This is a genomic window from Streptomyces sp. NPDC030862 (assembly GCF_055571835.1).
Genome location: NZ_JBVIEN010000008.1, coordinates 250,120 through 276,102, shown reverse-complemented (window position 1 = coordinate 276,102; position 25,983 = coordinate 250,120). Strand labels below are relative to the sequence as shown.

Annotated in this window: 26 protein-coding genes; 9 read left to right on the top strand and 17 right to left on the bottom strand. The window is 70.9% G+C overall.

The features are described 5' to 3' along the window. Positions 1 to 44 precede the first annotated feature (44 nt). Positions 45 to 965: a 4-hydroxy-tetrahydrodipicolinate synthase gene (dapA, locus tag ACZ42X_RS22825; RefSeq protein ID WP_468293009.1), complete on the top strand. Its 921-nt coding sequence runs from the start codon at positions 45 to 47 to the stop codon at positions 963 to 965. Here the strand turns inward: dapA and ACZ42X_RS22820 are convergent. From ACZ42X_RS22820 to ACZ42X_RS22775, 10 genes are all read right to left on the bottom strand, one after another. Continuing rightward, a complete protein-coding gene (locus ACZ42X_RS22820; protein ID WP_361414857.1) occupies positions 947 to 1,156 on the bottom strand; it encodes a hypothetical protein in 210 nt (69 codons plus the stop codon). The two genes, dapA and ACZ42X_RS22820, sit on opposite strands and share 19 nt — an antisense overlap. Before the next feature lie 163 nt (positions 1,157 to 1,319). Further along, the gene (gene dapD, locus ACZ42X_RS22815) at positions 1,320 to 2,312 is read right to left on the bottom strand and encodes a 2,3,4,5-tetrahydropyridine-2,6-dicarboxylate N-succinyltransferase (RefSeq protein ID WP_361414855.1); all 993 of its coding nucleotides are present in this window, start codon (positions 2,310 to 2,312) and stop codon (positions 1,320 to 1,322) included. Positions 2,313 to 2,427: 115 nt separating this feature from the next. Next, positions 2,428 to 2,742 carry a metal-sulfur cluster assembly factor gene (locus tag ACZ42X_RS22810; RefSeq protein ID WP_468293426.1) on the bottom strand — a complete coding sequence of 105 codons (315 nt, stop codon included), beginning with the start codon at positions 2,740 to 2,742 and terminating at the stop codon, positions 2,428 to 2,430. Between the two features lie 104 nt (positions 2,743 to 2,846). After that, positions 2,847 to 3,311: a Fe-S cluster assembly sulfur transfer protein SufU gene (sufU, locus tag ACZ42X_RS22805; protein WP_361414853.1), complete on the bottom strand. Its 465-nt coding sequence runs from the start codon at positions 3,309 to 3,311 to the stop codon at positions 2,847 to 2,849. Between the two features lie 8 nt (positions 3,312 to 3,319). After that, the gene (locus tag ACZ42X_RS22800) at positions 3,320 to 4,576 is read right to left on the bottom strand and encodes a cysteine desulfurase (protein WP_355360189.1); all 1,257 of its coding nucleotides are present in this window, start codon (positions 4,574 to 4,576) and stop codon (positions 3,320 to 3,322) included. Further along, on the bottom strand, positions 4,573 to 5,337 hold the full coding sequence (gene sufC / locus ACZ42X_RS22795; protein WP_468293004.1) for a Fe-S cluster assembly ATPase SufC: 765 nt from the start codon (positions 5,335 to 5,337) through the stop codon (positions 4,573 to 4,575). Before sufC ends, ACZ42X_RS22800 begins: the two co-directional genes overlap by 4 nt. Before the next feature lie 7 nt (positions 5,338 to 5,344). After that, positions 5,345 to 5,662 carry a non-heme iron oxygenase ferredoxin subunit gene (locus ACZ42X_RS22790; protein ID WP_361414848.1) on the bottom strand — a complete coding sequence of 106 codons (318 nt, stop codon included), beginning with the start codon at positions 5,660 to 5,662 and terminating at the stop codon, positions 5,345 to 5,347. Next, positions 5,662 to 6,858, bottom strand: a complete 1,197-nt coding sequence (gene sufD / locus ACZ42X_RS22785) for a Fe-S cluster assembly protein SufD (RefSeq protein ID WP_468293000.1) — start codon at positions 6,856 to 6,858, stop codon at positions 5,662 to 5,664. Before sufD ends, ACZ42X_RS22790 begins: the two co-directional genes overlap by 1 nt. Positions 6,859 to 6,914: 56 nt before the next feature. Next, on the bottom strand, positions 6,915 to 8,330 hold the full coding sequence (sufB, locus tag ACZ42X_RS22780; protein WP_355360177.1) for a Fe-S cluster assembly protein SufB: 1,416 nt from the start codon (positions 8,328 to 8,330) through the stop codon (positions 6,915 to 6,917). After that, the gene (locus ACZ42X_RS22775; RefSeq protein WP_468292995.1) at positions 8,327 to 9,058 is read right to left on the bottom strand and encodes a helix-turn-helix transcriptional regulator; all 732 of its coding nucleotides are present in this window, start codon (positions 9,056 to 9,058) and stop codon (positions 8,327 to 8,329) included. Before ACZ42X_RS22775 ends, sufB begins: the two co-directional genes overlap by 4 nt. 226 nt (positions 9,059 to 9,284) lie before the next feature. Here ACZ42X_RS22775 and ACZ42X_RS22770 point away from each other — a divergent pair, with 226 nt between their 5' ends. From ACZ42X_RS22770 to ACZ42X_RS22760, 3 genes are all read left to right on the top strand, one after another. Further along, positions 9,285 to 10,211 carry an ABC transporter ATP-binding protein gene (locus ACZ42X_RS22770; protein ID WP_361414842.1) on the top strand — a complete coding sequence of 309 codons (927 nt, stop codon included), beginning with the start codon at positions 9,285 to 9,287 and terminating at the stop codon, positions 10,209 to 10,211. Further along, complete coding sequence (locus ACZ42X_RS22765; protein ID WP_468292991.1) at positions 10,208 to 10,975, top strand: ABC transporter permease; 768 nt, start codon at positions 10,208 to 10,210, stop codon at positions 10,973 to 10,975. Before ACZ42X_RS22770 ends, ACZ42X_RS22765 begins: the two co-directional genes overlap by 4 nt. 65 nt (positions 10,976 to 11,040) lie before the next feature. Continuing rightward, positions 11,041 to 12,006, top strand: coding sequence for a COX15/CtaA family protein (locus ACZ42X_RS22760; protein ID WP_468292988.1), 966 nt, complete (start codon positions 11,041 to 11,043; stop codon positions 12,004 to 12,006). Here ACZ42X_RS22760 and ACZ42X_RS22755 read toward each other — a convergent pair. The 3 genes from ACZ42X_RS22755 to ACZ42X_RS22745 form a co-directional block, all read right to left on the bottom strand. Beyond that, complete coding sequence (locus tag ACZ42X_RS22755; RefSeq protein ID WP_468292985.1) at positions 12,003 to 13,082, bottom strand: amidohydrolase family protein; 1,080 nt, start codon at positions 13,080 to 13,082, stop codon at positions 12,003 to 12,005. The two genes, ACZ42X_RS22760 and ACZ42X_RS22755, sit on opposite strands and share 4 nt — an antisense overlap. A 90-nt stretch (positions 13,083 to 13,172) precedes the next feature. After that, positions 13,173 to 13,541, bottom strand: coding sequence for a hypothetical protein (locus ACZ42X_RS22750; RefSeq protein WP_468292982.1), 369 nt, complete (start codon positions 13,539 to 13,541; stop codon positions 13,173 to 13,175). A 64-nt stretch (positions 13,542 to 13,605) separates the two neighbouring features. Then, a complete protein-coding gene (locus ACZ42X_RS22745; RefSeq protein WP_403550597.1) occupies positions 13,606 to 14,547 on the bottom strand; it encodes a heme o synthase in 942 nt (313 codons plus the stop codon). 380 nt (positions 14,548 to 14,927) lie between these two features. Between ACZ42X_RS22745 and tkt the strand changes: the two genes are divergently transcribed. Genes tkt through pgl form a run of 5 tightly spaced genes read left to right on the top strand, consistent with a single transcriptional unit; the run spans position 14,928 to position 21,537 of the window. Then, a complete protein-coding gene (gene tkt, locus ACZ42X_RS22740; protein WP_468292979.1) occupies positions 14,928 to 17,015 on the top strand; it encodes a transketolase in 2,088 nt (695 codons plus the stop codon). A gap of 34 nt (positions 17,016 to 17,049) precedes the next feature. After that, positions 17,050 to 18,168 carry a transaldolase gene (gene tal / locus ACZ42X_RS22735; protein WP_468292976.1) on the top strand — a complete coding sequence of 373 codons (1,119 nt, stop codon included), beginning with the start codon at positions 17,050 to 17,052 and terminating at the stop codon, positions 18,166 to 18,168. Positions 18,169 to 18,173: 5 nt separating this feature from the next. Then, entirely contained in the window at positions 18,174 to 19,706 is a 1,533-nt protein-coding gene (gene zwf, locus ACZ42X_RS22730; protein ID WP_468292973.1) for a glucose-6-phosphate dehydrogenase, read from the top strand. Next, complete coding sequence (gene opcA, locus ACZ42X_RS22725; RefSeq protein WP_468292971.1) at positions 19,703 to 20,758, top strand: glucose-6-phosphate dehydrogenase assembly protein OpcA; 1,056 nt, start codon at positions 19,703 to 19,705, stop codon at positions 20,756 to 20,758. The genes zwf and opcA overlap by 4 nt, the downstream gene beginning before the upstream one ends. After that, positions 20,755 to 21,537 carry a 6-phosphogluconolactonase gene (gene pgl, locus ACZ42X_RS22720; protein ID WP_468292968.1) on the top strand — a complete coding sequence of 261 codons (783 nt, stop codon included), beginning with the start codon at positions 20,755 to 20,757 and terminating at the stop codon, positions 21,535 to 21,537. The genes opcA and pgl overlap by 4 nt, the downstream gene beginning before the upstream one ends. A 63-nt stretch (positions 21,538 to 21,600) precedes the next feature. On the opposite strand, the gene ACZ42X_RS22715 is transcribed toward pgl, so the two are convergent. The 4 genes from ACZ42X_RS22715 to ACZ42X_RS22700 all read right to left on the bottom strand — a co-directional run bounded on the left by ACZ42X_RS22715 (position 21,601) and on the right by ACZ42X_RS22700 (position 25,960). Continuing rightward, positions 21,601 to 23,118 carry a PH domain-containing protein gene (locus ACZ42X_RS22715; protein WP_468292965.1) on the bottom strand — a complete coding sequence of 506 codons (1,518 nt, stop codon included), beginning with the start codon at positions 23,116 to 23,118 and terminating at the stop codon, positions 21,601 to 21,603. Beyond that, on the bottom strand, positions 23,115 to 23,615 hold the full coding sequence (locus ACZ42X_RS22710) for a PH domain-containing protein (protein ID WP_468292962.1): 501 nt from the start codon (positions 23,613 to 23,615) through the stop codon (positions 23,115 to 23,117). The genes ACZ42X_RS22715 and ACZ42X_RS22710 overlap by 4 nt, the downstream gene beginning before the upstream one ends. A 175-nt stretch (positions 23,616 to 23,790) precedes the next feature. After that, positions 23,791 to 25,449 (bottom strand): glucose-6-phosphate isomerase, encoded by a 1,659-nt coding sequence (gene pgi / locus ACZ42X_RS22705; protein WP_468293423.1) that lies wholly within the window; start codon positions 25,447 to 25,449, stop codon positions 23,791 to 23,793. A gap of 175 nt (positions 25,450 to 25,624) precedes the next feature. Continuing rightward, entirely contained in the window at positions 25,625 to 25,960 is a 336-nt protein-coding gene (locus tag ACZ42X_RS22700; RefSeq protein WP_003957010.1) for an RNA polymerase-binding protein RbpA, read from the bottom strand. Positions 25,961 to 25,983: the final 23 nt, after the last annotated feature.

The following is a 25,983-nucleotide window of genomic DNA, read 5'->3' as shown; positions in this document are numbered from 1 at the left end:
AAAGCTAAGTGGACCTACACGGTGAACGCGATCACACTGCGTACATGATCCACACCACCACCGCCCCGCCCTTCGGCCGCGCGCTCTGCGCGATGGTCACACCCTTCACCGCCTCCGGCGAGGAGGTGGACCTGGACCGGGCACAGGAGCTGGCGGCGCGCCTGGTCGCCGAGGGCTGCGACGGACTCGTCCTGAACGGGACGACGGGCGAATCGCCGACCACGAGCGACGCCGAGAAGGCCGCGCTCGTACGGGCGGTGCGCGAGGCCGTCGGCACGCGCGCGGCCCTGGTGGCCGGGGTCGGCACGGCGGACACCCGCCACACCGTCGAGCTGGCCCGCCAGGCGGAGGCGGCGGGCGCCGACGGGCTGCTCGTGGTGCCCCCGTACTACAGCCGCCCGCCGCAGGCGGCGATCGAGGCGCACTTCCGGCGGGTGGCGGACGCGACGGGCCTGCCGCTGGCGCTGTACGACATCCCGGGCCGCACGGGTGTCCGCATCGAGCCGGAGACCGTGCTGCGGCTCGCGGACCATCCGCGGATCGTGGCGGTGAAGGACTGCGCGTACGACCTGCTGGGCTCGGCCAAGGTCATGGCGCGCACGTCACTGGCGTACTACTCGGGCTGCGACGAGCTGAACCTCCCGCTGTACGCGATCGGCGGTGCGGGCTTCGTCAGTACGGTCGCGAACGTGGCGCCGGGCCCCATGCGTGCGGTGCTGGACGCCTTCGACGCGGGCGACACGGCCCTGGCCGCCCGCCTCCACCAGCGCGCGCTGCCGCTGACGGAACTGATGATGGCGTCGGGCCTGCCGGGCGCGGTGACGGTCAAGGCCCTGCTCTCCGCCGGCCCGGTACGGGAACCACTGCAGCCCGCCGACCGGCGAACGGTCGACGGGCTGCGTGCGGCGTACGAGGAACTGCTCCGGCACCCGGTGCGGCCCCCGGTTCAGGAGCCGGTCACCTGATTGCTCCCGAGGATCGACACGTGCTCCAGCACGTCCTCCATCGGGTCGTCGATCTGGCCGATCGACAGCAGGGTGATGCGGTGCCCGTTGTCGGACCCCCGGTGACTCTCATCGGCCTGCGCGGCCGCCCCGGACGAGAACACGGCCGCCAGCGCGAGCACCCCGGGAACGATCAACCTGCCGGTCTTCATATCAGCCGTCCCTCGCCTTGCCCATTCGTGTGATACGCGCCGACCTGCTTATCGGTCCTACGGACCGAAAGGTCACGCGACATCACCCGATCCAGCGGCTCGGGGCGAGGAAGGGAAGCCGACGGGCCGGTCGAGCTGAAACAGCACGCCCGCACTCGTGGGCTCAGTTGTGGCTGTGCAGGATGTCGTTCAGGCCGCCCCACACCGCGTTGTTCGGCCGGGCCTCGACGGTGCCGGTGACCGAGTTGCGGCGGAAGAGGATGTTCGAGGCGCCCGACAGCTCGCGCGCCTTGACGATCTGGCCGTCGGGCATGGTCACCCGCGTGCCCGCCGTGACGTACAGGCCGGCCTCGACGACGCACTCGTCGCCGAGCGCGATGCCGACGCCCGCCTCCGCGCCGACGAGGCAGCGCTCACCGATGGAGATAATGACGTTGCCGCCGCCGGAGAGGGTGCCCATGGTGGAGGCGCCGCCGCCGATGTCCGAGCCGTCGCCGATGACGACACCGGCGGAGATGCGGCCCTCGACCATGGAGGTGCCGAGGGTGCCGGCGTTGAAGTTGACGAAGCCCTCGTGCATGACGGTGGTGCCGGAGCCGAGGTGCGCGCCGAGCCGGACGCGGTCGGCGTCGGCGATGCGGACGCCCGTGGGGACGACGTAGTCCGTCATGCGCGGGAACTTGTCGATGCTGGTGACCTGGAGGTGCAGGCCCTCGGCACGGGCGTTCAGCCGGACCTTCTCGACGTCGTCGACGGCGACGGGGCCGAGGCTCGTCCAGGCCACGTTGGCGAGGTGCGCGAAGATGCCGTCGAGGTTCTGCCCGTGCGGCTTGACCAGCCGGTGGCTGAGCAGGTGCAGCCGCAGGTACACGTCGTGCGCGTCGAGCGGCTTCTCGTCGAGCGAGCTGATGACGGTGCGTACGGCGACGACCTCGACGCCCCGGCGGGCGTCGACGCCGATGGCCTTGGCGGCGCCTTCCCCGAGCAGGTTGACGGCCTGGTCGGAGGTGAGCCGCTCGGTCCCGGCCGGCCCGGCGGCCTCGGTGAGCTCGGGCGCGGGGAACCAGGTGTCGAGAACGGTGCCGTCGCCGGCGATGGTGGCGAGGCCGGCGGCGACGGCGCCGGTGGTGCGAGGTGCAGACGGTGCAGAAGTCATGCAGGAAACCTAACCGCCGGTCGCCCGCTCAGGCGAACCGGTCTCACTGTACGGAGAAACGGCCGTGCCCTCCGGAAACGGACCGGAGGGCACGGCGTCAAGGACGTGAAGGACCTCAGACGTTGAAGCCGAGAGCGCGCAGCTGCTCCCGCCCGTCGTCCGTGATCTTGTCCGGGCCCCACGGCGGCATCCAGACCCAGTTGATCTTCAGCTCGCTCACGATGCCGTCCGTCGCGGCCTTCGCCTGGTCCTCGATCACGTCCGTCAGCGGGCAGGCCGCCGACGTCAGCGTCATGTCGAGGGTCGCGATGTTGGCGTCGTCGATGTGGATGCCGTAGATGAGGCCGAGGTTGACGACGTCGATGCCCAGCTCGGGGTCGACGACGTCGTACAGCGCCTCGCGGATCTCCTCCTCGGACGCCGGCTTCATCGGGGCGGCCTCGGCCGCGGGTGCCGTCTCGGTGGCCGTCGAGGCGGCCTCGGCCGGCTCGGCCGTCGCCGTCGTCTCCGCCGTGTCGGCCGTCTGGTTCTCGGTCATGCGGTCTTCCTCTCCGCGCCCTCACCCATCACCTGGGCCGTCGCGTCCTTCCAGGCCATCCAGCTCAGCAGGGCGCACTTCACCCGGGCCGGGTACTTGGAGACGCCGGCGAACGCGACCGCGTCCTCCAGCACCTCCTCCATGGCGTCGTCCGGCTCGATCCTGCCCTTGGACTGCATCAGCTCCAGGAACGTGCCCTGGATCTGCTGCGCCTCGGCGAGTTCCTTGCCGACGAGGAGTTCATTCAGTACGGACGCCGACGCCTGGCTGATGGAGCAGCCCTGGCCCTCGTACGAGACGTCCGCGACGCGCGTGCCGTCGTACTTCACGCGCAGCGTGATCTCGTCACCGCACGTCGGGTTGACGTGGTGCACCTCGGCGTCGCCGTCCCGCAAGCCCCGGCCGTGCGGGTTCTTGTAGTGGTCCAGGATGACGTCCTGGTACATCGAATCCAGCTTCACACCCGCTCCTAGCCGAAGAAGTTCCGGACGTGCTCCAGGCCCGCCACGAGGGCGTCCACCTCGGCCGGCGTGGAGTACAGATAGAACGACGCTCGCGTGGTCGCAGGAATTCCGTACCGCAGGCAGACCGGCCGGGCGCAGTGGTGCCCGACCCGGACGGCGATGCCCTGCTCGTCGAGGACCTGGCCCACGTCGTGCGGGTGGATGTCGCCGAGCGTGAAGGAGATCGCCGCACCGCGGTCCTCGGCCGTCACCGGGCCGATGATCCGCAGGTCGGGGACTTCCCGGAGGCGCTGGATGGCGTACTCCGTGATCGCGTGCTCATGCGCGGCGATCTTGTCCATGCCGATCGAGGAGAGGTAGTCCACGGCCGCGCCGAGGCCGACGGCCTGCGCGATCGGGGGCGTACCGGCCTCGAACTTGTGCGGGGCGGGGGCGTACGTCGACGAGCTCATGGAGACCGTCTCGATCATCTCGCCGCCGCCGAGGAACGGCGGGAGGTCCTCCAGCAGCTCCTGGCGGCCCCACAGCACGCCGATGCCCGTCGGGCCGCACATCTTGTGGCCGGTGAAGGCCACGAAGTCGGCCTGGAGCGCCTGCACGTCCAGCGGCATGTGCGGGGCGGCCTGCGAGGCGTCGATCAGCACCAGGGCGCCGACGTCCTGGGCGCGGCGCACGAGCGCCTCGACCGGGTTGACGGTGCCCATGATGTTGGAGACCAGCGTGAAGGAGACGATCTTCGTCTTCTCGGTGATGATCTCTTCGATGTTCGACAGGTCGAGCCGGCCGTCGTCGGTCAGCCCGAACCACTTCAGCTTCGCGCCGGTGCGCTGCGCGAGCAGCTGCCACGGCACGATGTTGGAGTGGTGCTCCATCTCCGTGATGACGATCTCGGTCTCGTGGTCGACCCGGTAGGGCTCGTCGGCCCAGCCCAGCATGTTCGCCACGAGGTTGAGCGACTCCGAGGCGTTCTTGGTGAAGATCACCTCGTTGCGGCTCGGCGCGTTGATGAAGGCGGCGACCTTGTCGCGCGCGCCCTCGTACAGCGCCGTGGCCTCCTCGGCCAGCACATGCACGCCGCGGTGCACGTTGGCGTTGTGCTGTTCGTAGTACTCACTCAGCACGTCGATGACCTGGCGCGGCGTCTGCGAGGTCGCCGCGTTGTCCAGGTACACGAGCTTCTTGCCGTCGTGGAGCACCCGGTCGAGGATCGGGAAGTCCTTGCGGATCGCCTCGGTGTCGAGAAGGCCCGGCAGCTGTGTCACGCGGATGCGCCACCCTTCGTGTAGGACTCGTAGCCCTCGTTCTCCAGCTTGTCGGCGAGCTCGGGGCCGCCCGACTCGACGATCCGGCCGGCGGAGAAGACGTGGACGAAGTCCGGCTTGATGTAGCGCAGGATGCGCGTGTAGTGCGTGATCAGCAGGGTGCCGACCTCGCCGGTCTCGCGGACGCGGTTGACGCCCTCGGAGACGATGCGCAGCGCGTCGACGTCCAGGCCGGAGTCGGTCTCGTCGAGGATCGCGACCTTCGGCTTGAGCAGCTCGAGCTGGAGGATCTCGTGGCGCTTCTTCTCACCGCCGGAGAAGCCCTCGTTGACGTTGCGCTCGGCGAAGGAGGGGTCCATGTTGAGGCGCTCCATGGCCTCCTTGACCTCCTTCACCCAGGTGCGCAGCTTGGGGGCCTCGCCGCGGACGGCGGTGGCGGAGGTGCGCAGGAAGTTGCTCACCGAGACGCCCGGGACCTCGACCGGGTACTGCATGGCGAGGAAGAGGCCGGCGCGGGCGCGCTCGTCGACGGACATCTCCAGGACGTCCTCGCCGTCGAGGGTGACGGTGCCGCCGGTGATCGTGTACTTGGGGTGACCCGCCAGCGAGTACGCGAGCGTCGACTTGCCGGAGCCGTTGGGGCCCATGATGGCGTGGGTCTCGCCCTGCTTCACGGTCAGGTCGACGCCCTTGAGGATCTCCTTCGTGGCGTTGTCGGCCTCGACGGAGACGTGCAGGTCGCGGATTTCAAGCGTTGCCATGGGTGACTCAGGACTCCTGGGTGACGGAGACGAGCACATCGTCCCCTTCGATCTGTACGGGGTATACGGGGACGGGGCGCGTCGCGGGAAGGCCGGACGGCTTGCCGGTGCGGAGGTCGAAGGCGGAGCCGTGCAGCCAGCACTCGATCTGGCAGTCCTCCACCTCGCCCTCCGAGAGCGAGACGTTCGCGTGCGAGCAGATGTCGTGGATCGCGAACACCTCCCCCTCGGTGTGGACGATGGAGACCGGCGTGCCGTCGATCTCCACCCTCTTCGGGGTGTCCTCCTCCAGCTCGCTCAGCCCACAGGCGCGGACGAAGGGCATCAGAGTGACGCCTCCAGCTCGGCCTCGATCTTGGCGATGAGGCGCTCCTCGACGTCCGGCAGGCCGATCTGCTGGACGAGCTCCGCGAAGAAGCCGCGGACGACGAGGCGGCGCGCCTCGGCCTCCGGGATGCCGCGGGCCATCAGGTAGAAGAGCTGCTCGTCGTCGAAGCGGCCGGTGGCGGAGGCGTGACCGGCGCCGGCGATCTCGCCGGTCTCGATCTCCAGGTTCGGCACGGAGTCGACGCGGGCGCCGTCCGTCAGAACCAGGTTGCGGTTCATCTCGTACGTGTCCGTGCCCTCGGCCGCGGCCTGGATGAGGACGTCGCCGATCCACACGGCGTGCGCGTTCTCGCCCTGCAGCGCGCCCTTGTAGGCCACGTTGGACTTGCAGTGCGGGGTGTTGTGGTCGACCAGGAGGCGGTGCTCCTGGTGCTGGCCCTTCTCGGTGAAGTACAGGCCGAAGAGCTCGGCCTCGCCGCCGGTCGCGGCGTACTGCACGCGCGGGTGCAGGCGGACCAGGTCACCGCCGAAGGTGACGACGACCGACTTGAAGGAGGCGTCCCGGCCGACCAGCGCGTTGTGCTGGCCGACGTGGACGGCCTTCTCGTCCCAGTCCTGGATGGAGACGACGGTGAGCTTGGCGCCGTCGCCGATGAGGTAGTCGACGTTGGCGGCGAGCACCGCGTCACCGGTGTGGTCGATGACCACGACGGCCTCGGCGAAGGCGCCGAGCTCGATGACCTGGTGGCCGAAGGCGGTGCCGCCCTCGCCGTGCACGGAGATCCGGACCGGCTCGGTGAGCACGGTCTCCTTGGGCACGGTGACGACCGAGGCCTTCTCGAAGCCGGAGTACGCCTGGGCGGCGACCCGGTCCACCGGGGTGCCGGCCTTGCCGAGCCGCGCGTCGTCGCGGCCGACGGTCTCGACGGTGACGCCCTCGGGCGCCTCCACCTCGACGCGTACGCCGTCGCCGGTGGCGACCGCGGTGCCGTCGTGCAGGCCGCGCAGCCGCTCCAGCGGCGTGAACCGCCACTCCTCCTCGCGGCCGTGCGGGACGGGGAAGTCCGCGACGTCGAAGGACGGGGGGGCGCTCATGCGGGTGGCGACGGTGGACTCGGCGGCCACCGCGATGGAGCCGGCGGTGGTGGAGCCCGCCGGGATGGTCCCCGTCGGGTTGTTCTGGGCCTCAGCCATGGCTGTCGTGTTGCTCTCTTCCTACGTAAAGACTGGTACGGACGGCGGGGGCGGCGTCAGCCGACCGCACCCTCCATCTGCAGCTCGATCAGCCGGTTGAGCTCCAGCGCGTACTCCATCGGCAGCTCCTTGGCGATCGGCTCGACGAAGCCGCGCACGATCATCGCCATCGCCTCGTCCTCCGACAGACCGCGGCTCATCAGGTAGAAGAGCTGGTCCTCGGAGACCTTGGAGACGGTCGCCTCGTGGCCCATGGACACGTCGTCCTCGCGCACGTCGACGTACGGGTACGTGTCCGAGCGGGAGATCGTGTCGACGAGCAGGGCGTCGCAGAGCACGTTCGACTTGGAGCCCGGGGCGCCCTCGCCGATCTCGATGAGACCGCGGTAGGAGGTGCGGCCGCCGCCTCGCGCCACCGACTTGGAGACGATGTTGGAGGAGGTGTTCGGGGCCATGTGGACCATCTTGGCGCCGGCGTCCTGGTGCTGGCCCTCGCCCGCGAAGGCGATGGAGAGGGTCTCGCCCTTGGCGTGCTCGCCCATCAGGTAGACGGCCGGGTACTTCATCGTCACCTTGGAGCCGATGTTGCCGTCGACCCACTCCATGGTCGCGCCTTCGTAGGCCACGGCACGCTTGGTAACCAGGTTGTAGACGTTGTTCGACCAGTTCTGGATCGTCGTGTAGCGGCAGCGGCCGCCCTTCTTGACGATGATCTCCACGACGGCGCTGTGCAGCGAGTCGGAGGAGTAGATCGGGGCGGTGCAGCCCTCGACGTAGTGGACGTAGGCGTCCTCGTCGACGATGATCAGCGTCCGCTCGAACTGGCCCATGTTCTCCGTGTTGATGCGGAAGTAGGCCTGGAGCGGGATGTCGACGTGCACGCCCTTCGGCACGTAGATGAAGGAGCCGCCGGACCACACCGCGGTGTTCAGCGACGCGAACTTGTTGTCGCCGACCGGGATGACCGTGCCGAAGTACTCCTGGAAGAGCTCCGGGTGCTCCTTGAGCGCGGTGTCCGTGTCCAGGAAGATCACGCCCTGCGCCTCCAGGTCCTCGCGGATCTGGTGGTACACGACCTCGGACTCGTACTGGGCGGCGACACCGGCGACGAGGCGCTGCTTCTCCGCCTCCGGGATGCCGAGCTTGTCGTACGTGTTCTTGATGTCCTCGGGCAGGTCCTCCCAGGAAGCGGCCTGCTTCTCGGTGGACCGGACGAAGTACTTGATGTTGTCGAAGTCGATGCCCGACAGGTCGGAGCCCCAGTTCGGCATGGGCTTCTTGTCGAAGAGGCGCAGACCCTTGAGGCGGAGCTTCAGCATCCACTCGGGCTCGTTCTTCTTCGCGGAGATGTCGCGGACGACGTCCTCGGAGAGACCGCGCTTGGCGGTGGCGCCGGCGGCGTCCGGGTCGGCCCAGCCATACTCGTACCGACCCAGGCCCTCGAGCTCGGGGTGGCTGATCTCGGTGGTCATGCGGGGTTCCTCCCGGCCGTGCTTGCGGATGCTGATGGTGTGGTGTGCGTGGTGTGCGGGATGTACGTCGTGCAGACCCCGTCGCCGTGGGCGATGGTCGCCAGTCTCTGCACGTGCGTCCCGAGCAGCCGGCTGAAGACCTCGGTCTCCGCCTCGCACAGCTGCGGGTACCGCTCGGCGACGTGGGCCACCGGGCAGTGGTGCTGGCACAGCTGCTGTCCGACCGGCGCGTTGCGCGCGGTGGCAGCGTACCCGTCGGCGCTCAGCGCCTTGGCGAGCGCCTCCGCGCGGTCCTCGGGCGCCGCGGCCTCGACGGCCTCGCGGTACGCCTCCGCCTGGGCCTCGATCCGGTCGCGCGCGAACGCGGCGACGGCGGCTTCCCCGCCCGCGTTCCGCTCGATCCAGCGCAGGGCCTCGACGGCGAGCGTGTCGTACGACTGGTCGAAGGCGTCCCGGCCGCCGTCCGTCAGGGCGAACACCTTGGCCGGGCGGCCGCGCGTGCGCGCGCCGTAGACGCGCTGCTCGCGCGGGGCGACGACGTCGTCGGTGACGAGCGCGTCGAGATGGCGACGGACGGCGGCCTGAGTGAGGCCGAGCCGCTGCGCCAGCTCGGCCACCGTGGACGGCCCGTGGTCCAGGATGGACCGCGCGACCCGGTTGCGCGTGGAGCGCTCCCCGGTCGCGAGCTCCTCCGCTGGAGCCTGCTGGGCGTGGCCGACGTTTTTCACAACGCCATTGTTGCGTAATTCGCGAGAGAGTGACAAGCGACGTCCTGACCAGTGGACGGTGCTCTGCGTCACTAAGGGAAGCCTCACCTGACCTGCGGAAACGATCATTGGTGGGATGATTTCCAGCCACCCGCCGCACCTGCCCCGCACCCCTCTGACCGGCCCCTTCGAGCCCCCGCGGGGGCCTGTGGACCGGAGGGCGCCGCGAGCTCTTTAGACTTCCCGCATGCGATACGAGTCCGTCGTACGGGTCCAGGGCCTCGTCAAGCGGTACGGGACCAAGACCGCCGTCGACGGCCTCGACCTCGACGTCCGCGCGGGCGGCGTGACCGCCGTCCTCGGGCCCAACGGCGCCGGCAAGACCACCACCATCGAGACCTGCGAGGGCTACCGCCGCCCCGACGCCGGCACCGTGCGCGTCCTCGGGCTCGACCCGGTCGCCGACGCCGCACGCCTGCGCCCGCGCATCGGCGTGATGCTCCAGTCCGGCGGCGTCTACTCCGGCGCCCGCGCCGACGAGATGCTCCGCCACATGGCGAAACTCCACGCCCACCCGCTCGACGTCGACGCGCTGATCGAGCGCCTCGGCCTCGGCTCCTGCGGCCGTACGACGTACCGCCGCCTCTCCGGGGGGCAGCAGCAGCGCCTCGCGCTCGCGATGGCGGTGGTCGGGCGGCCCGAGCTGGTCTTCCTGGACGAGCCGACCGCGGGCCTCGACCCGCAGGCCCGCCGCTCCACCTGGGACCTGGTGCGCGAACTGCGCGCCGACGGAGTCACCACCGTCCTGACGACGCACTTCATGGACGAGGCGGAGGAGCTCGCCGACGACATAGCGATCATCGACGGGGGCCGGGTCGTCGCCCAGGGCAGCCCCGAGGAGCTGTGCCGCGGCGGCGCCGAGAACACCCTGCGCTTCACCGGCCGTCCCGGCCTGGACCTCGGCTCGCTGCTCAAGGCGCTGCCGGACGGCACCGCCGCCGCGGAGCTGACGCCGGGCGCGTACCGGATCAGCGGCACGGTCGACCCCCAGCTGCTCGCCACGGTGACCACCTGGTGCGCGCAGCACGGGGTGATGCCCGACCGCATCTCGGTCGAGCGCCACACCCTCGAAGACGTCTTCCTGACCCTGACCGGCAAGGAGCTGCGCGCATGAGCGCCGGGACCTACACGCCCAAGCCCGGAGCGGCGCCGATCGGCCGGATGATCGCGGCGCAGGCGGCGCTCGAGACGAAGATGCTGCTCCGCAACGGCGAACAGCTGCTGCTCACGGTCGTCATCCCGTCGCTGCTGCTGGTGCTGTTCTCGACCGTCGACATCGTCGACACCGGGAGCGGCGAGGCCGTCGACTTCCTCGCGCCGGGCGTGCTGGCGCTCGCCGTGATGTCGACCGCCTTCACCGGGCAGGCCATCGCGACCGGCTTCGAGCGGCGGTACGGCGTGCTCAAGCGGCTCGGCGCGTCACCGCTGCCGCGCTGGGCGCTGATGACCGCCAAGACGCTCTCCGTCCTGGTGACGGAGGTGCTCCAGATCGCGCTCCTGACGGTGATCGCGCTGGCGCTCGGCTGGTCACCGCAGGGCGGCCCGCTCTCCGTGCTCCTGCTGCTCGTCCTCGGTACGGCCGCCTTCTCGGGGCTCGGGCTGCTGATGGCCGGCACGCTGAAGGCGGAGGCGACGCTGGCGGCGGCCAACCTGGTGTTCCTGCTGCTGCTGGTGGGCGGCGGGGTCGTCGTACCGCTGGAGAAGTTCCCGGACGCGGCGCGCGCGGCGCTGGAGCTGCTGCCGATCTCGGCGCTGTCGGAGGGGCTGCGGGACGTGCTCCAGCAGGGTGCGCCGATGCCGTGGGGCGCGGCCGGGATCCTGGCGGTGTGGGCGGTGCTGGGGCTGGGCGCGGCGGCACGTTTCTTCCGCTGGGAGTAGACCCGGGAGAGAACCGGACACCCCTCGTGAATCCATGCACAAGCGGGCACCTACGATAGGGAACCGTGTTGACCCCCCTCGCCTTCATCGCCCAGCGCTGGACCCCCTCCCCCCGCACGGTCCGGCGCGCCGCGCTCGCCGCCGTCGTGATGAGCGTCGTCATCATCGTCACGGGTGGCGCGGTCCGGCTCACCGGCTCCGGTCTCGGCTGCGACACCTGGCCCAAGTGCACGGACGACAGCCTCTTCGCCACGCCCGCCCAGGGCATCCACGGCGCCATCGAGTTCGGCAACCGCATGCTGACGTACGTCCTGTCGGCGGCGGTCGGCTGGGCGATCATCGCGGCGCGCTCCACCAAGCCGTGGCGGCGCGGGCTGACCCGGCTCGGCTGGGCGCAGTTCTGGGTGGTGATGGTCAACGCGGTCCTCGGCGGCATCACCGTGTGGATGGGCCTCAACCCGTGGACCGTCGCGGGGCACTTCCTCGCCGCGAACGCGCTTCTTACGGTCACCGTGGTCACCTGGGTGCGCGCCGGCGAGGGCGACGGCCCCTGGCGGCCGCGCGTCCCGGGGCCGGTGCGCAAGCTCGGCTGGGCACTGATGGTCGTGTCGGGGCTGCTGATCGCCGCCGGTACGACGGTGACGGGCTCCGGCAAGCACGCGGGCGACAGCAGTGACGTGCCGCGCATGCCGTTCGACTACACCTCGGTCGCCCAGATCCACGCGCTCTTCGCCTGGGCGGTGTGCGCCCTGGCGGTCGGCATGTTCTTCGTGCTGCGCGTGGTGGACGCCCCGGACGACACCCGGGCGCGCGCCCGCGACCTGCTGCTGGTGCTGCTGCTTCAGGGCGGGATCGGCTATGTGCAGTACTTCACCGGGGTTCCGGAGATCCTGGTGGGCCTGCACATGCTGGGCTCGTCGCTGATGTGGATCGCGGTGCTGCGCCTGGCACTGAGCCTGCGCGAGCGGCCGCCGGCCACCCCGGACATCCCCGCCCCCCAGCAGGCCGGCTCGGCGCTGACCGCCGCCTAGCCGAGTCCGTACACCCTGCGGGCGTTGCCCGCCGCGATCATCTCGGCGACGCGTTGCGCGTCCGTACGGGTCCACGCGCCGGCGTACACCCAGTCGTCCAGTACGCGCCCGAGCCCCTCGGCGAACGCCCGCGCGCCCACCACGTGCAGCTCGGGCAGGCCGCGGGCGCCGCTGGAGAAGAGGAGCTTGCCGAACGGCGCGAGCTCCAGGGTCTCCGCCAGCACGGCGGCGGCTCTAGGACCGGTCTGGGCGAGGGCGGCGCCGAGGTCGGCGTACACATGGGGGAAGACGCTCGTCAGATGGGCGGCCTGCCGGTGGTACGGGTAGCCGTGCAGCAGCACCAGGTCCGTGCCGAGGCCGCTGGTGGCGGCGGCGAAGTCGCCGAGGCGTATCGGGTCGTCGACCCCGACGTACAGCTGGAGCGGCCGGCCGGAGGCGACGGCGATCCACAGCAGGTGGCGCAGCAGGACCGGATCGGTGAGCGGATCGCCGACGCGGCGCCCCGCCAGCCAGCGTCCGGCCGCGCCGCGCACCTCGCCGGGTCCGGGCGGGTCGGGTGCGAGGGCCAGCCCGTGCCGCACGGCGGCGACGGAGGCGAAGGCGACGGCGGAGACGGCCGCGCCGTGGACGGCCTCGGCGAGATTGGCGAGGAGCCCGTCGACGGTGCCGGAGGTGTCCGCGACCTGCTGGGCGAGCGGTTCGAGACGGACGATCTCACGGACCTCGGCGTCAGCCGTGGCCGCCATCTCCACCGGACCGGTGAGGTCGCCGGGCGGTCCGGTGTCCACCAGATAGGTGGAGATCCCGGTGGACCGCAGGAGCCGCCGGCCCGCTTCGAGGGCACCGAGCTCGCGGCGGCGGGCCAGATAGCGGGCGGGTGAGCAGTGCGGCTCCAGGCCGAGGAGCGGCGGGCACCAGCGCCGTACCGCGAAGCCGGTCTGGGTGTCGAAGAACGTGGTGCCGGGCGCGGGCAGGCCCGCGGCCCCGCCGAGGTGGGCCTCGAACGTGCCGAGGCCCAGTTCCGTGCGGAGCACCCCGTGGCAGTACTGGTCCACCAGCGACGGGGTGTCGAGCATGGCGGGGGCTCCCTGCGGTGGACGCGTCCGATGGACCTTCACAGGTCCTAACGGGTGAACCCCGCGCAAGGTGTTGCCTCGGGCGGCGGGTCAGTCGCCGGCCGGGCCGTTGGACGGGCCGCCGACCTGGATGCCGGCCATCCGCGCCCACTCGTACGGACCGGTGCGCACCTTCGCCGCGAAGTCGCCGTCGAACGTCTCGTGGAGCGTGAGCCCGGCCTTCTCGGCGGCGCTCTTCGCGACCTCGTGCGTGGGCGCGACGAGGTCGCCCCAGCCGCCGTCCTCGCCGACGAGCACGATGCGGGTGCCCATCTGGCCGATGTACGCCAGCTGGCCCTCGGCACCGCCGTGCTCCTTGGAGAACGACTGGATCCGCTTGGCGAGCTTGGAGGCCGTGCGCTCGGCGTGCTTGTCCGCCCGGCTCTCCGCCTGCTTCTCCGCCTGCTTGGTGTCTGCCATGAGTGGAATGCTACCGACCAGTAAGGGGTCTGGCCAGATCCTCGCTCACGTGAGGCTCACAGGCTCACTTCAGGAACGGGTCCACCGCGACCGCCACGAAGAGCAGCGAGACATAGGTGATGGACCAGTGGAAGAGGCGCATCTCCTTGAGCTTGGCGCCCGTCTCCCCCGCCTTCGCGCGGGCCTGGAGCGCGTGCGCCTCCCACAGCCACCAGCCGCCCGTGGCCAGCGCCACCGCGGTGTAGAACCAGCCGGTGTAGCCGAGCGGCGTCAGCAGCAGGGAGACGGCGACCATCACCCAGCTGTAGAGGACGATCTGCCGGGCCACCACCTTGTTGGAGGCGACGACCGGGAGCATGGGCACGCCCACGCGCGCGTAGTCCTCCTTCACCTTCATCGACAGCGGCCAGTAGTGCGGCGGCGTCCAGAAGAAGATGACGAGGAAGAGGATGACGGCGGCCCACGACATCGAATTCGTCACGGCCGACCAGCCGATGAGCACGGGCATGCAGCCGGCGATACCGCCCCACACGATGTTCTGCGCGGTACGGCGCTTGAGGATCATCGTGTAGACGACGACGTAGAAGAGCAGCGCACCGAGCGACAGCCAGGCCGAGAGCCAGTTGACGAGCAGGCCGAACCAGAGCGTGGAGACCACCGCGAGGGTGAGGCCGAAGACCAGGCCCTCGCGCGGCGAGACCATGCCGGTGACCAGCGGCCGCTGCGAGGTGCGGTCCATCAGCGCGTCGATGTCGCGGTCGATGTACATGTTCAGCGCGTTCGCGCCACCGGCCGACAGGTAGCCGCCGAGGCAGGTGGCGAGCACCAGCCACAGGTCCGGCACCCCCTGCTCGGCGAGGAACATCACCGGCACCGTGGTGATCAGCAGCAGCTCGATGATCCGCGGCTTGGTCAGCGCCACGAACGCCTTGACGCGGGCCCCGAATGGCCGCTTGCCGGTGCTCGTCCCGAGAACACCCGCTGGACGGGATTCGACGGCCGTCACGCACACCCCTGACAGAGACATCCCAGCGAGCCGCACCGGAGGTGACGACAGGACAGCCGTGAAGGGCCGGTAAAGACTCGCGCGTACCACGCCACTCTAGACGTTGCCCATACCTCGCCCTCCGCCGGGGTGGGCCGTGTTGGGCCGGGTGCAGCAAAGGGCCTGGATGGCGCTCGATTGAGCACTCGGTTGAGCGCCTCCGTATTCATTTGCCGAACTCCGAAAGGGCCCGTCGGGAGGCGGGGATCTTCGGGGGACCACACTCTGGAATGACCCGAAAAAATGCGCGTTCTCACGGGGGTAGGCTCGACGACAGCCGGTGAGATCGACGTCACCGGCATTCGACATGTGGAACATGTGGAGAGGAGCCCTGACCCAGGGTGAGCACCAAGCCGACCACCACAGACCTCGAGTGGACCGAATTGGACCAGCGGGCCGTAGACACCGCCCGCATCCTGGCCGCGGACGCCGTACAGAAGGTCGGCAACGGCCATCCCGGTACGGCCATGAGCCTGGCCCCCGCCGCGTACACCCTCTTCCAGAAGGTGATGCGGCACGATCCCTCGGACGCCGACTGGACCGGCCGTGACCGGTTCGTGCTGTCCGCGGGCCACTCCTCGCTGACGCTCTACACCCAGCTGTACCTGGCCGGCTTCGGCCTGGAGCTGGACGACCTGAAGGCGTTCCGCACCTGGGGCTCGAAGACGCCGGGCCACCCTGAGTACGGACACACCGTCGGTGTGGAGACCACGACGGGGCCGCTGGGCCAGGGTGTCGCCAACGCCGTGGGCATGGCGATGGCCGCGCGCTACGAGCGGGGTCTGTTCGACCCGGAGGCCGCGCCGGGCACGTCGCCGTTCGACCACTTCGTCTACTGCATCGCCGGTGACGGCTGCCTCCAGGAGGGCATCTCCGCGGAGGCGTCCTCGACGGCCGGGCACCAGAAGCTCGGCAACCTGATCCTGCTGTGGGACGACAACCACATCTCGATCGAGGGCGACACCGAGACCGCCGTGTCCGAGGACACGATGAAGCGGTACGAGGCGTACGGCTGGCACGTGCAGCGCGTCGAACCCAAGGAGAACGGCGACCTCGACCCACAGGCGCTGTTCGACGCCATCCAGGCCGCCAAGGCCGAGACCGAGCGCCCGTCGTTCATCGCGATGCGCTCGATCATCGCCTGGCCCGCGCCGAACGCGCAGAACACCGAGGCCTCGCACGGCTCCGCCCTCGGCGACGAGGAGGTCGCGGCCACCAAGCGCGTCCTGGGCTTCGACCCGGAGAAGACCTTCGAGGTGGCCGACGAGGTCATCGCGCACGCCCGCGAGGCCGTGGACCGCGGCCGCGAGGCCCGTGCCGCCTGGGAGAAGCAGTTCGAGGAGTGGCGCTCCGCCAACCCCGAGCGCGCCGCCGAGTTCGACCGGATCGCCGCGGGCGAGCTGCCGGCCGGCTGGGAGGAGAAGCTCCCGGTGTTCGAGCCCGGCAAGGGCGTCGCCACCCGCGCCGCCTCCGGCAAGGTGCTCCAGGCGCTCGGCGGGGTCATCCCCGAGCTGTGGGGCGGCTCCGCCGACCTCGCCGGCTCGAACAACACGACGATCGACAAGACGTCGTCGTTCCTGCCGAAGGGCAACCCGCTGCCGGAGGCCGACCCGTACGGCCGGACCATCCACTTCGGTATCCGCGAGCACGCGATGGCCGCCGAGATGAACGGCATCGCGCTGCACGGCAACACCCGGATCTTCGGCGGCACCTTCCTGGTGTTCTCCGACTACATGCGCAACGCCGTCCGCCTCTCCGCGCTGATGCACCTGCCGGTGACGTACGTGTGGACGCACGACTCGATCGGCCTCGGCGAGGACGGCCCGACGCACCAGCCGGTGGAGCACCTGGCCTCGCTGCGCGCCATCCCGGGCCTGAACATCGTGCGCCCGGCGGACGCCAACGAGACGTCGATCGCGTGGCGCGAGATCCTGCGCCGCTGGACCAAGGAGTTCGGCAAGGGCGCCCCGCACGGCCTCGCGCTGACGCGGCAGGGCGTGCCCACGTACGAGTGGAACGACGACGCCGCACGCGGCGGGTACGTGCTGTTCGACGCCGACGGCGGTGAGCCGCAGGTCGTCCTGATCGGTACGGGCTCCGAGGTCCACCTCTGCGTCGAGGCGCGCGAGCAGCTGCAGGCCGCCGGCATCCCGACCCGCGTGGTGTCGATGCCGTCCGTCGAGTGGTTCGAGGAGCAGGACCAGGGGTACCGGGATGCCGTGCTGCCGCCGTCGGTGAAGGCGCGGGTCGCGGTCGAGGCCGGGATCGGCCTGACCTGGCACCGGTACGTGGGCGACGCGGGCCGCATCGTCTCGCTGGAGCACTTCGGTGCCTCGGCGGACGGGAAGGTCCTCTTCCGCGAGTACGGCTTCACCGCCGACAACGTGGCCGCCGCCGCGCGGGAATCGATCGAAGCCGCAGCGCGCTGACGCCGGTATACGACAAGTAGGAGATGCAACTCTCATGACAGACGCACTCAAGCGCCTCTCCGACGAAGGCGTCGCGATCTGGCTGGACGACCTTTCGCGCAAGCGGATCACCTCCGGCAACCTGGCCGAGCTGATCGACCAGAGCCACGTCGTGGGCGTCACCACGAACCCCTCGATCTTCCAGAAGGCGATCTCCGAGGGCCACGGCTACGACCGGCAGCTGGAGGACCTCGCCGCCCGCGAGGTCACCGTCGAGGAAGCCATCCGCATGATCACGACGGCGGACGTCCGCGACGCCGCCGACATCCTGCGCCCGGTCTTCGACGCCACGCAGGGCCAGGACGGCCGGGTGTCGATCGAGGTCGACCCGCGCCTGGCGCACAACACCAAGGCGACGGTCGCCGAGGCCAAGCAGCTGGCCTGGCTGGTGGACCGGCCGAACACGCTCATCAAGATCCCGGCCACCCAGGCGGGCCTGCCGGCGATCACCGAGGTCATCGGCCTCGGCATCAGCGTCAACGTCACGCTGATCTTCTCGCTGGAGCGCTACCGCGCGGTCATGGACGCGTACCTGGCCGGTCTGGAGAAGGCCAAGGAGCGCGGCCTGGACCTGTCGAAGATCCACTCGGTGGCGTCCTTCTTCGTGTCCCGCGTGGACACCGAGATCGACAAGCGGCTGGACTCGATCGGCACCGACGAGGCCAAGGCGCTGCGCGGCAAGGCCGCCCTCGCCAACGCGCGCCTGGCGTACGAGGCGTACGAGGAGGTCTTCTCCTCGGACCGCTGGGCCGCGCTGGACAAGTCGCAGGCCAACAAGCAGCGTCCGCTGTGGGCCTCGACCGGCGTCAAGGACCCGGCGTACAAGGACACCCTGTACGTCGACGAGCTGGTCGCGCCGGGCACGGTGAACACCATGCCGGAGGCCACCCTGGAGGCCACCGCCGACCACGGTGAGATCACCGGCAACACCATCGCGGGCACCTACGAGCAGGCGCGCGCGGACCTCGCCGCCCTCGCGAAGCTCGGCATCGGCTACGACGACGTGGTGCAGCTGCTGGAGGACGAGGGCGTCGACAAGTTCGAGGCGTCCTGGAACGACCTGCTCAAGTCGACCGAGGCGGAGCTCAAGCGCCTCGCACCTTCGGAGGCGTAAGAACATTGTCCGTTCTTCACGGAGCCAACCCGCTTCGTGACGCCGCAGACCGACGGCTCCCGCGCATCGCGGGGCCGTCGGGTCTGGTGATCTTCGGTGTCACGGGCGATTTGTCCCGTAAAAAGCTGATGCCCGCGGTCTATGACCTCGCGAACCGCGGCCTGCTCCCGCCGGGCTTCTCGCTGATCGGGTTCGCCCGCCGCGAGTGGGCCGACGAGGACTTCGCGGACGAGGTGTACCAGGCCGTCAAGCAGCACGCGCGCACGCCGTTCCGCGAGGAGGTCTGGCAGCAGCTGAGCCAGGGCATGCGCTTCGTCCAGGGCAACTTCGACGACAACGAAGCCTTCGAGACCCTCAAGAAGACGATGGAGGAGCTGGACCAGGCGCAGGGCACCGGGGGCAACTTCGCCTTCTACCTGTCCGTGCCGCCCAAGTTCTTCCCCGTCGTCGTCCAGCAGCTGAAGAAGCACGGGCTGGCCGACCAGAAGGAGGGCTGCTGGCGGCGGGCGGTCATCGAGAAGCCCTTCGGGCACGACCTGGCCTCCGCCAAGGAGCTCAACTCCATCGTCCACGAGGTGTTCGCACCGGAGCAGGTCTTCCGGATCGACCACTACCTGGGCAAGGAGACCGTCCAGAACATCCTGGCGCTGCGGTTCGCCAACACGCTCTTCGAGCCGATCTGGAACCGGTCGTACGTCGACCACGTGCAGATCACCATGGCCGAGGACATCGGCATCGGCGGCCGCGCCGGGTACTACGACGGCATCGGCGCCGCCCGTGACGTCATCCAGAACCACCTCCTCCAGCTGCTCGCGCTGACCGCGATGGAGGAGCCCGCCTCCTTCGACGCGGACGCGCTCGCCGCCGAGAAGACCAAGGTGCTGGGCGCGGTGCGGCTGCCGAAGGACCTCGGCAAGTCGACCGTGCGCGCGCAGTACGCCGCGGGGTGGCAGGGCGGCGCGCAGGCCGTCGGCTACCTGGAGGAGGAGGGCATCGACCCGAACTCCAAGACCGACACGTACGCCGCGATCAAGCTGGGGATCGACAACCGCCGCTGGGCGGGCGTCCCCTTCTACCTGCGCACCGGGAAGCGGCTGGGCCGCCGGGTCACCGAGATCGCCGTGGTCTTCCAGCGCGCCCCGCACTCCCCCTTCGACCACACCGCGACGGAGGAGCTCGGCCAGAACGCCCTGGTCATCCGCGTCCAGCCGGACGAGGGCGTGACCATGCGGTTCGGCTCCAAGGTGCCGGGCACCTCGATGGAGGTGCGGGACGTCTCGATGGACTTCGCGTACGGCGAGTCCTTCACGGAGTCCAGCCCGGAGGCGTACGAGCGGCTCATCCTCGACGTCCTGCTCGGCGACGCCAACCTCTTCCCGCGCACGGAGGAGGTCGAGCTGTCCTGGCAGATCCTCGACCCGATCGAGCAGTACTGGGACAGGCACGGCAAGCCGGCGCAGTACCAGGCCGGTACCTGGGGGCCGGTCGAGGCGGACGAAATGCTCGCACGAGACGGACGGAGCTGGCGCCGGCCATGAAGATCGACCTTACGGACACCACGTCCGGCAAGATCAACAAGGCCCTGGTGCAGGGGCGGCGGGCCATCGGCACGCCGGCCGTCGGCATGGTGCTCACCCTCGTCATCGTCACCGACGAGGAGAACGCCTACGACGCGCTCAAGGCCGCCAACGAGGCGTCCCGCGAGCACCCGTCGCGCACCCTGGTCGTCATCAAGCGGTTCTCGCGCTCGCCGCGCGACCGCGCGAAGGCGCGCCTGGACGCCGAGGTGCGGGTGGGCGCGGACGCGGGCACCGGCGAGACGGTGGTGCTGCGGCTGTACGGCGAGGTGATCAACCACGCCCAGTCGGTGGTGCTGCCGCTGCTGCTGCCGGACGCCCCGGTGGTGGTGTGGTGGCCGGTCGACGCGCCGACCGACCCGGCGAACGACCCGCTGGGCGCCCTCGGGCAGCGGCGGGTCACCGACACCTACGCCGCCGAGCACCCCATCGAGGAGCTGAAGGCCCGCGCCGCCGCCTACACCCCGGGCGACACGGACCTGTCCTGGACGCGGATCACGCCGTGGCGTTCGATGCTGGCGGCGGCCCTGGACCAGATCGCGTGCGAGGTCACGTCGGCCGAGGTGGAGGGCGAGGAGTACAACCCGAGCGTCGAGCTGCTGGCCATGTGGCTGGCGGACCGGCTGAAGGTCCCGGTGAAGCGGTCGGGTTCGCGCGGGCCCGGGCTCACCGCCGTACGGCTGGCGACCAACTGCGGTCCGATCGTGCTGGACCGGGCGGACGGCTCGCTGGCCACCCTCTCCATCCAGGGGCAGCCGGACCGGGCGGTGGCGCTCAAGCGGCGTGAGACCTCCGAGCTGATCGCGGAGGAGCTGCGGCGCCTGGACCCGGACGACACGTACGCGTCGGCGCTGCGGTACGGCGTCGACCGGCTGGGGGCGCCGGCCGCCGCGGAGAAGCCCGCCGCGGGCGAGGCGGACGAGTCCGCCGGTCAGGAGCCGCCCAAGAAGGCGGCCCCGGAGAAGGCCGCGGGCGCGGCGAAGGCGCCGGCCAAGAAGGCGGCCGCCAAGTGAGCGCTCCGCAGCTGGTGGTCCACCGGGACAAGGAGCTGATGGCGCAGGCCGCGGCGGCCCGGCTGATCACCAAGATCGTGGACGCCCAGTCCGCGCGGGGTTCCGCCTCGGTGGTCCTGACGGGCGGCCGCAACGGCAACGGGCTGCTCGCCGCGCTCGGCTCCTCCCCCGCCCGGGACGCGATCGACTGGTCGCGGCTCGACCTGTGGTGGGGCGACGAAAGGTTCCTGCCGGAGGGCGACCCGGACCGCAACGACACCCAGGCCCGCGCCGCCCTGCTGGACGCCGTCCCGCTGGACCCGGCACGGGTGCACACCATGCCGGTGGCGGGCGGGGCGTACGGCTCGGACGCTGAGGCGGCGGCCGCCGCCTACGCCGAGGAGCTGGCCGCGGCCGCCAGGCCCGACGACCACGGCCCGGTGCCGGCCTTCGACGTGCTGCTGCTGGGCGTGGGCCCGGACACCCATGTCGCCTCGCTCTTCCCGGAGCACCCGGCGACGCGCGAGACCGAGCGCACGGTGGTGGGCGTACACGGCGCGCCCAAGCCGCCGCCGACCCGCATCTCGCTGACCTTCCCGGCGATCCGGGCGGCGCGCGAGGTGTGGCTGCTGGCGGCGGGCGAGGACAAGGCGAAGGCCGCGGCCATCGCCCTGTCGGGCGCGGGTGAGCTCCAGGCCCCGGCCGCCGGGGCGTACGGCCGCTCCCGCACCCTGTGGCTCCTGGACGCCGCGGCGGCCTCCCGCCTGCCGCGCGCGCTGTACCCCCCGGCATCGCCCTGAGCCTGCGGGCGGACGGACAGACCGTAACGGCCCGGTTCACCGCGAGGTGGACCGGGCCGTTCGTCATGTACGTGCTTCGAGGAAGGGCTCCAGCAGCTCCGGAACCGCCTCCGCCGCGAAGCGCAGGCCCTCCGTCTCGTCGGCGTCGTGGACGGCGTACGCTCCGGTGCCCGCCGCCGTCGTGGCGGTCAGGGTGATCAGGCCCGCGCGGCGCTGGGCGTACGACTGCCTGACCGTCCAGCCGATGACGCCGCCGCGCTGGAGGGCGACCGTCGCGCGGCGGAGGGTGCCGGAGCGCGTCAGGAGGTAGTCGCCGCCGAGGCCGTGACCCAGGCTCCGGTACGCGTCGAGGGCGAGGACCGTCGCGAGCGGCAGGAGCACCACGGCGCAGGCGGCCGCCGCGTAGAGGAGTACGCCGGTGAGGAGGGCCCCCAGCACCGCCAGGACCAGCACGGGGAGGAGCGCGGCGCCGAGGGCCCAGCGCAGGCGGCGGGTGCGCGCCGCGCGCGGGTGGGCGGTGAGCGGCGTACCGGTGGGGGCGGCGGGTTCGCGCAGCACCCGGGCGGCGACCGCGTCCGCGACGGCGCGGGGTGCGGCGGGCAGCAGCGCCCGCAGGTCGGCGTGCTTGTCCTCCTGGTCCTTCACCAGGCCGGTGGCGACCGCGTCGAGCCGGGCGGCGCCGCACAGGCGCGCGCCGAGCGGTTCGACGAGTTCCACCCCGCGCAGCCGACGCTCCTCGATGGAGAGGGAACGCGCGGTGAGCAGGCCGCGCCGGACCCTGAGCGTGCCGCCCGGCTCGCGCTCCAGCCGGTAGTTCCACCACATCTCGACCCACAGGCCGAGCGCGCCGACCGCGCCCGCGAGGGCGGCCGCCGCGGTGAGCACGACGACGATCCACAGGGGGGACGTGTCGTGGAAGCGGTCGCCTATCCAGGTGATGACCTCGCGCTGGGCACCGAACCAGTCGCTGACCTGCATCACGGCACCGGCCGCCGCGCCGCCGAGCGCCGGGGCGACGAACGACACCGGCGCGTACCGGATCCAGGCGGGGTCGAGGGAGGCCAGTTCGCCGTCGTCCCGGCCGTCCTGAGGGCCGGTCAGGGTGCGGTCGAGGAGTTCCCGGCGCAGCCGCTCCCCCTCGGCCCGGGTGACGGCGTCGAGCTCCAGGGTGGATTCGCCGCCGCCGGTGTGCTCACCGGTGCCTATGCGGACCTTGACCAGCCCGAGGACGCGCAGCAGCGGATGAGCCGTCAGATCGACGCTGCGGATGCGCTCCCTGGCCAGGGAGCGGCGCTTGACCAGCAGCAGCCCGGTGTGGAGCTCGGCGTGGTCGGGCCCGATGCGGTAGCGGGTCTTGCGCCAGCGGACGTAGTCGGCGGCGGCCGCGCCGGCGACGAGCAGTGCCGCACCGGCCACCACGAGGGCGAACGCCTGCCACACGGCCATGGCCCCGGCGAGGCCCAGGAAGGCGGGGACCCCGCCGCCGACCGAGACGCCGGTCATGAGCAGGGCGGTGACGAGGACGGTCCGCTTGTCCAGCCTCCGCCAGCCGCCGTCCGCAGGATCTGGCGCGGCGCTCATGTCGCGTCCCCGGGGGTGGCCCGGGTGATGCGGGTCAGCCGCTCGGCGAGGTCCGCGGCCAGTTCGTGGTCGAGCCCCTCGATGCGGAGGGCGCCCTTGGCGGAGGCGGTGGTGACGGTCACCGTGGCCAGCCGGAACGCCTGCTCCAGCGGACCGCGCACGGTGTCCACGGTCTGGATCCGGGACATGGGCGCGATCCGCCACTCCTGCCACAGGAAGCCGGTACGGACGTAGACGGCGTCGTCCGTGACCTCCCAGCGGTGGACCGTGAACCACCAGCGGGGGAGGAACGCGGTGCAGATGAGCCCCAGCACGGCCACGGCCGCGGCGGCCGCGAGCAGCCAGGGCCGCGCGGGCCCGATGAAGCCGCCGAGCACGACCAGCACCGTGGCCGGTACCGCCGCCAGCAGCAGTAGCTGCGCCCGCCACCAGCCGATGGCCCGCTCGTTCAGCGTGTGGGCCGGCGGCCGCAGCCGCACCGCGTTCTCCCCCGTCATCGGACCGGCCCTCCCAGGGGGTGTCTTGCCGATCTTGCCGGGCTCGCGACGCCTGGCACCGTGCCTCGCCGCGTTGTCGTCGGTCGCCAATGCTCCGCAGTGGCTCCCTCCTCCGCCTTGCGATCCACGGCACCAGACGCCGCTCCCTGATCCGGCCTGATCGACAAGACACCCCCTACGCCGTACGGCCCCGGAGCGCGCGGTACCGGTCGGCCAGCGCGGCGGTCGAGCTGTCCAGGCCCTCGCCGCCCTCGCCCCCGGTGAGCACCGGCTCGATCTTCTTGGCGAGCACCTTGCCGAGCTCGACGCCCCACTGGTCGAAGGAGTCGATGTTCCAGACGGCGCCCTGGACGAAGACCTTGTGCTCGTACAGCGCGATGAGCTGGCCCAGCACCGACGGGGTCAGTTCGTCGGCGAGGATCGTGGTCGTGGGGTGGTTGCCGCGGAAGGTCTTGTGCGGCACCAGCTCCTCCGGGGCGCCCTCGGCCCGGACCTCCTCGGGCGTCTTGCCGAAGGCGAGGGCCTGCGTCTGGGCGAAGAAGTTGGCCATGAGCAGGTCGTGCTGGGCGACCAGGCCGGGCAGCAGGTCGGGGACCGGCTTGGCGAAGCCGATGAAGTCGGCGGGGATGACCTTGGTGCCCTGGTGGATCAACTGGTAGTAGGCGTGCTGCCCGTTGGTGCCGGGGGTGCCCCAGACGACCGGGCCGGTCTGCCAGTCGACCGGGTTGCCCTCGCGGTCGACGGACTTGCCGTTGGACTCCATGTCGAGCTGCTGGAGGTACGCCGTGAACTTCGACAGGTAGTGGCTGTACGGCAGGACGGCGTGCGACTGGGCGTCGAAGAACGCCCCGTACCAGACGCCCAGCAGGCCCAGCAGCAGCGGTGCGTTCTCCTCCGCCGGAGCGGTGCGGAAGTGCTCGTCGACGAGGTGGAAGCCGTCGAGCATCTCACGGAAGCGGTCCGGACCGATGGCGATCATCAGGGAGAGGCCGATGGCGGAGTCGTACGAATACCGGCCGCCGACCCAGTCCCAGAACTCGAACATGTTCGCCGTGTCGATGCCGAACTCCTCGACCTTCCCGGCGTTGGTCGACAGGGCGACGAAGTGCTGGGCGACGGCCTCCTGACCGGCCCTCAGCTCGGTCAGCAGCCAGTCGCGGGCGGAGGTGGCGTTGGTGATGGTCTCGATGGTGGTGAAGGTCTTGGACGCGATGATGAAGAGCGTCTCGGCGGCGTCCAGGTCGTGGATCGCCTCGTGCAGGTCGGCGCCGTCGACGTTCGACACGAAACGGAACGTCAGGTCCCGCTGGGTGTAGGAGCGCAGCGCCTCGTACGCCATCGCAGGGCCGAGGTCGGAGCCGCCGATACCGATGTTGACGACGTTCCTGATGGGCTTTCCGGTGTGGCCCGTCCACGCGCCGGAGCGGACGCGCTCCGAGAACGTCGCCATCTTGTCGAGCACGGCGTGGACGCCGGCGACAACGTTCTCCCCGTCCACCTCGATCACGGCGTCGCGCGGGGCGCGCAGCGCGGTGTGCAGCACGGCCCGGTTCTCCGTGGTGTTGATCTTCTCGCCGCGGAACATGGCGTCCCGCAGCTCGGCCACCCCGGTCGCCGCGGCCAGCTCGCGCAGCAGCCTCAGCGTCTCGTCGGTCACCAACTGCTTGGAGTAGTCGAGATACAGGTCGCCCACCCGCAGGGTGTACCGGCTGCCGCGCTCCGGGTCGGTGGCGAACAGCTCGCGCAGATGCGTCTGTCCCAGCTGCTCCCGGTGCTTGCCCAGAGCCGTCCACTCGGGCAACCGGTTGAGCCTGGTGCGTCCTTCGGCGTTCATCTCGGACATCAGCCCACTTCTTCTCGTACGTGCCTGCTTGCCCCGCTGCGACTCCAACCTAATTGATCCTGGACACCGGTGAGGCGATGAGCACGACGATAGGGGGCACCACTGACAACGGGCCCCGCCGGTGATGTCCACCGGCGAAGCCCGTCGTCCTGTATGCGCGTGAAGGTCAGATCTCGCCCCGCAGTTTGGCCAGCGCCTCGGCCAGGATCGCCTCGCCGTCCGCGTCGCTGCGCCGCTCGCGTACGTACGCGAGGTGCGTCTTGTACGGCTCGGTGCGCGGTGGGTCCGGCGGGTTGTCCCGGTCCTGGCCGGCCGGGAACCCGCACCGCGGGCAGTCCCAGGTGTCGGGAACCTGCGCGTCGCTGGCGAAGCTCGGCTGGGTCTCGTGCCCGTTCGAGCACCAGAAGGAGATCCGGAGGCGCGGCGCGGATTCGCCTCGCTCGGCCTCCCCCATCGGCCCCGCCCCGACCCGGCTTCCCCGGATCGCGTTGCCACTTGCCACGGTCGTAACTCCCTGCGTGATGG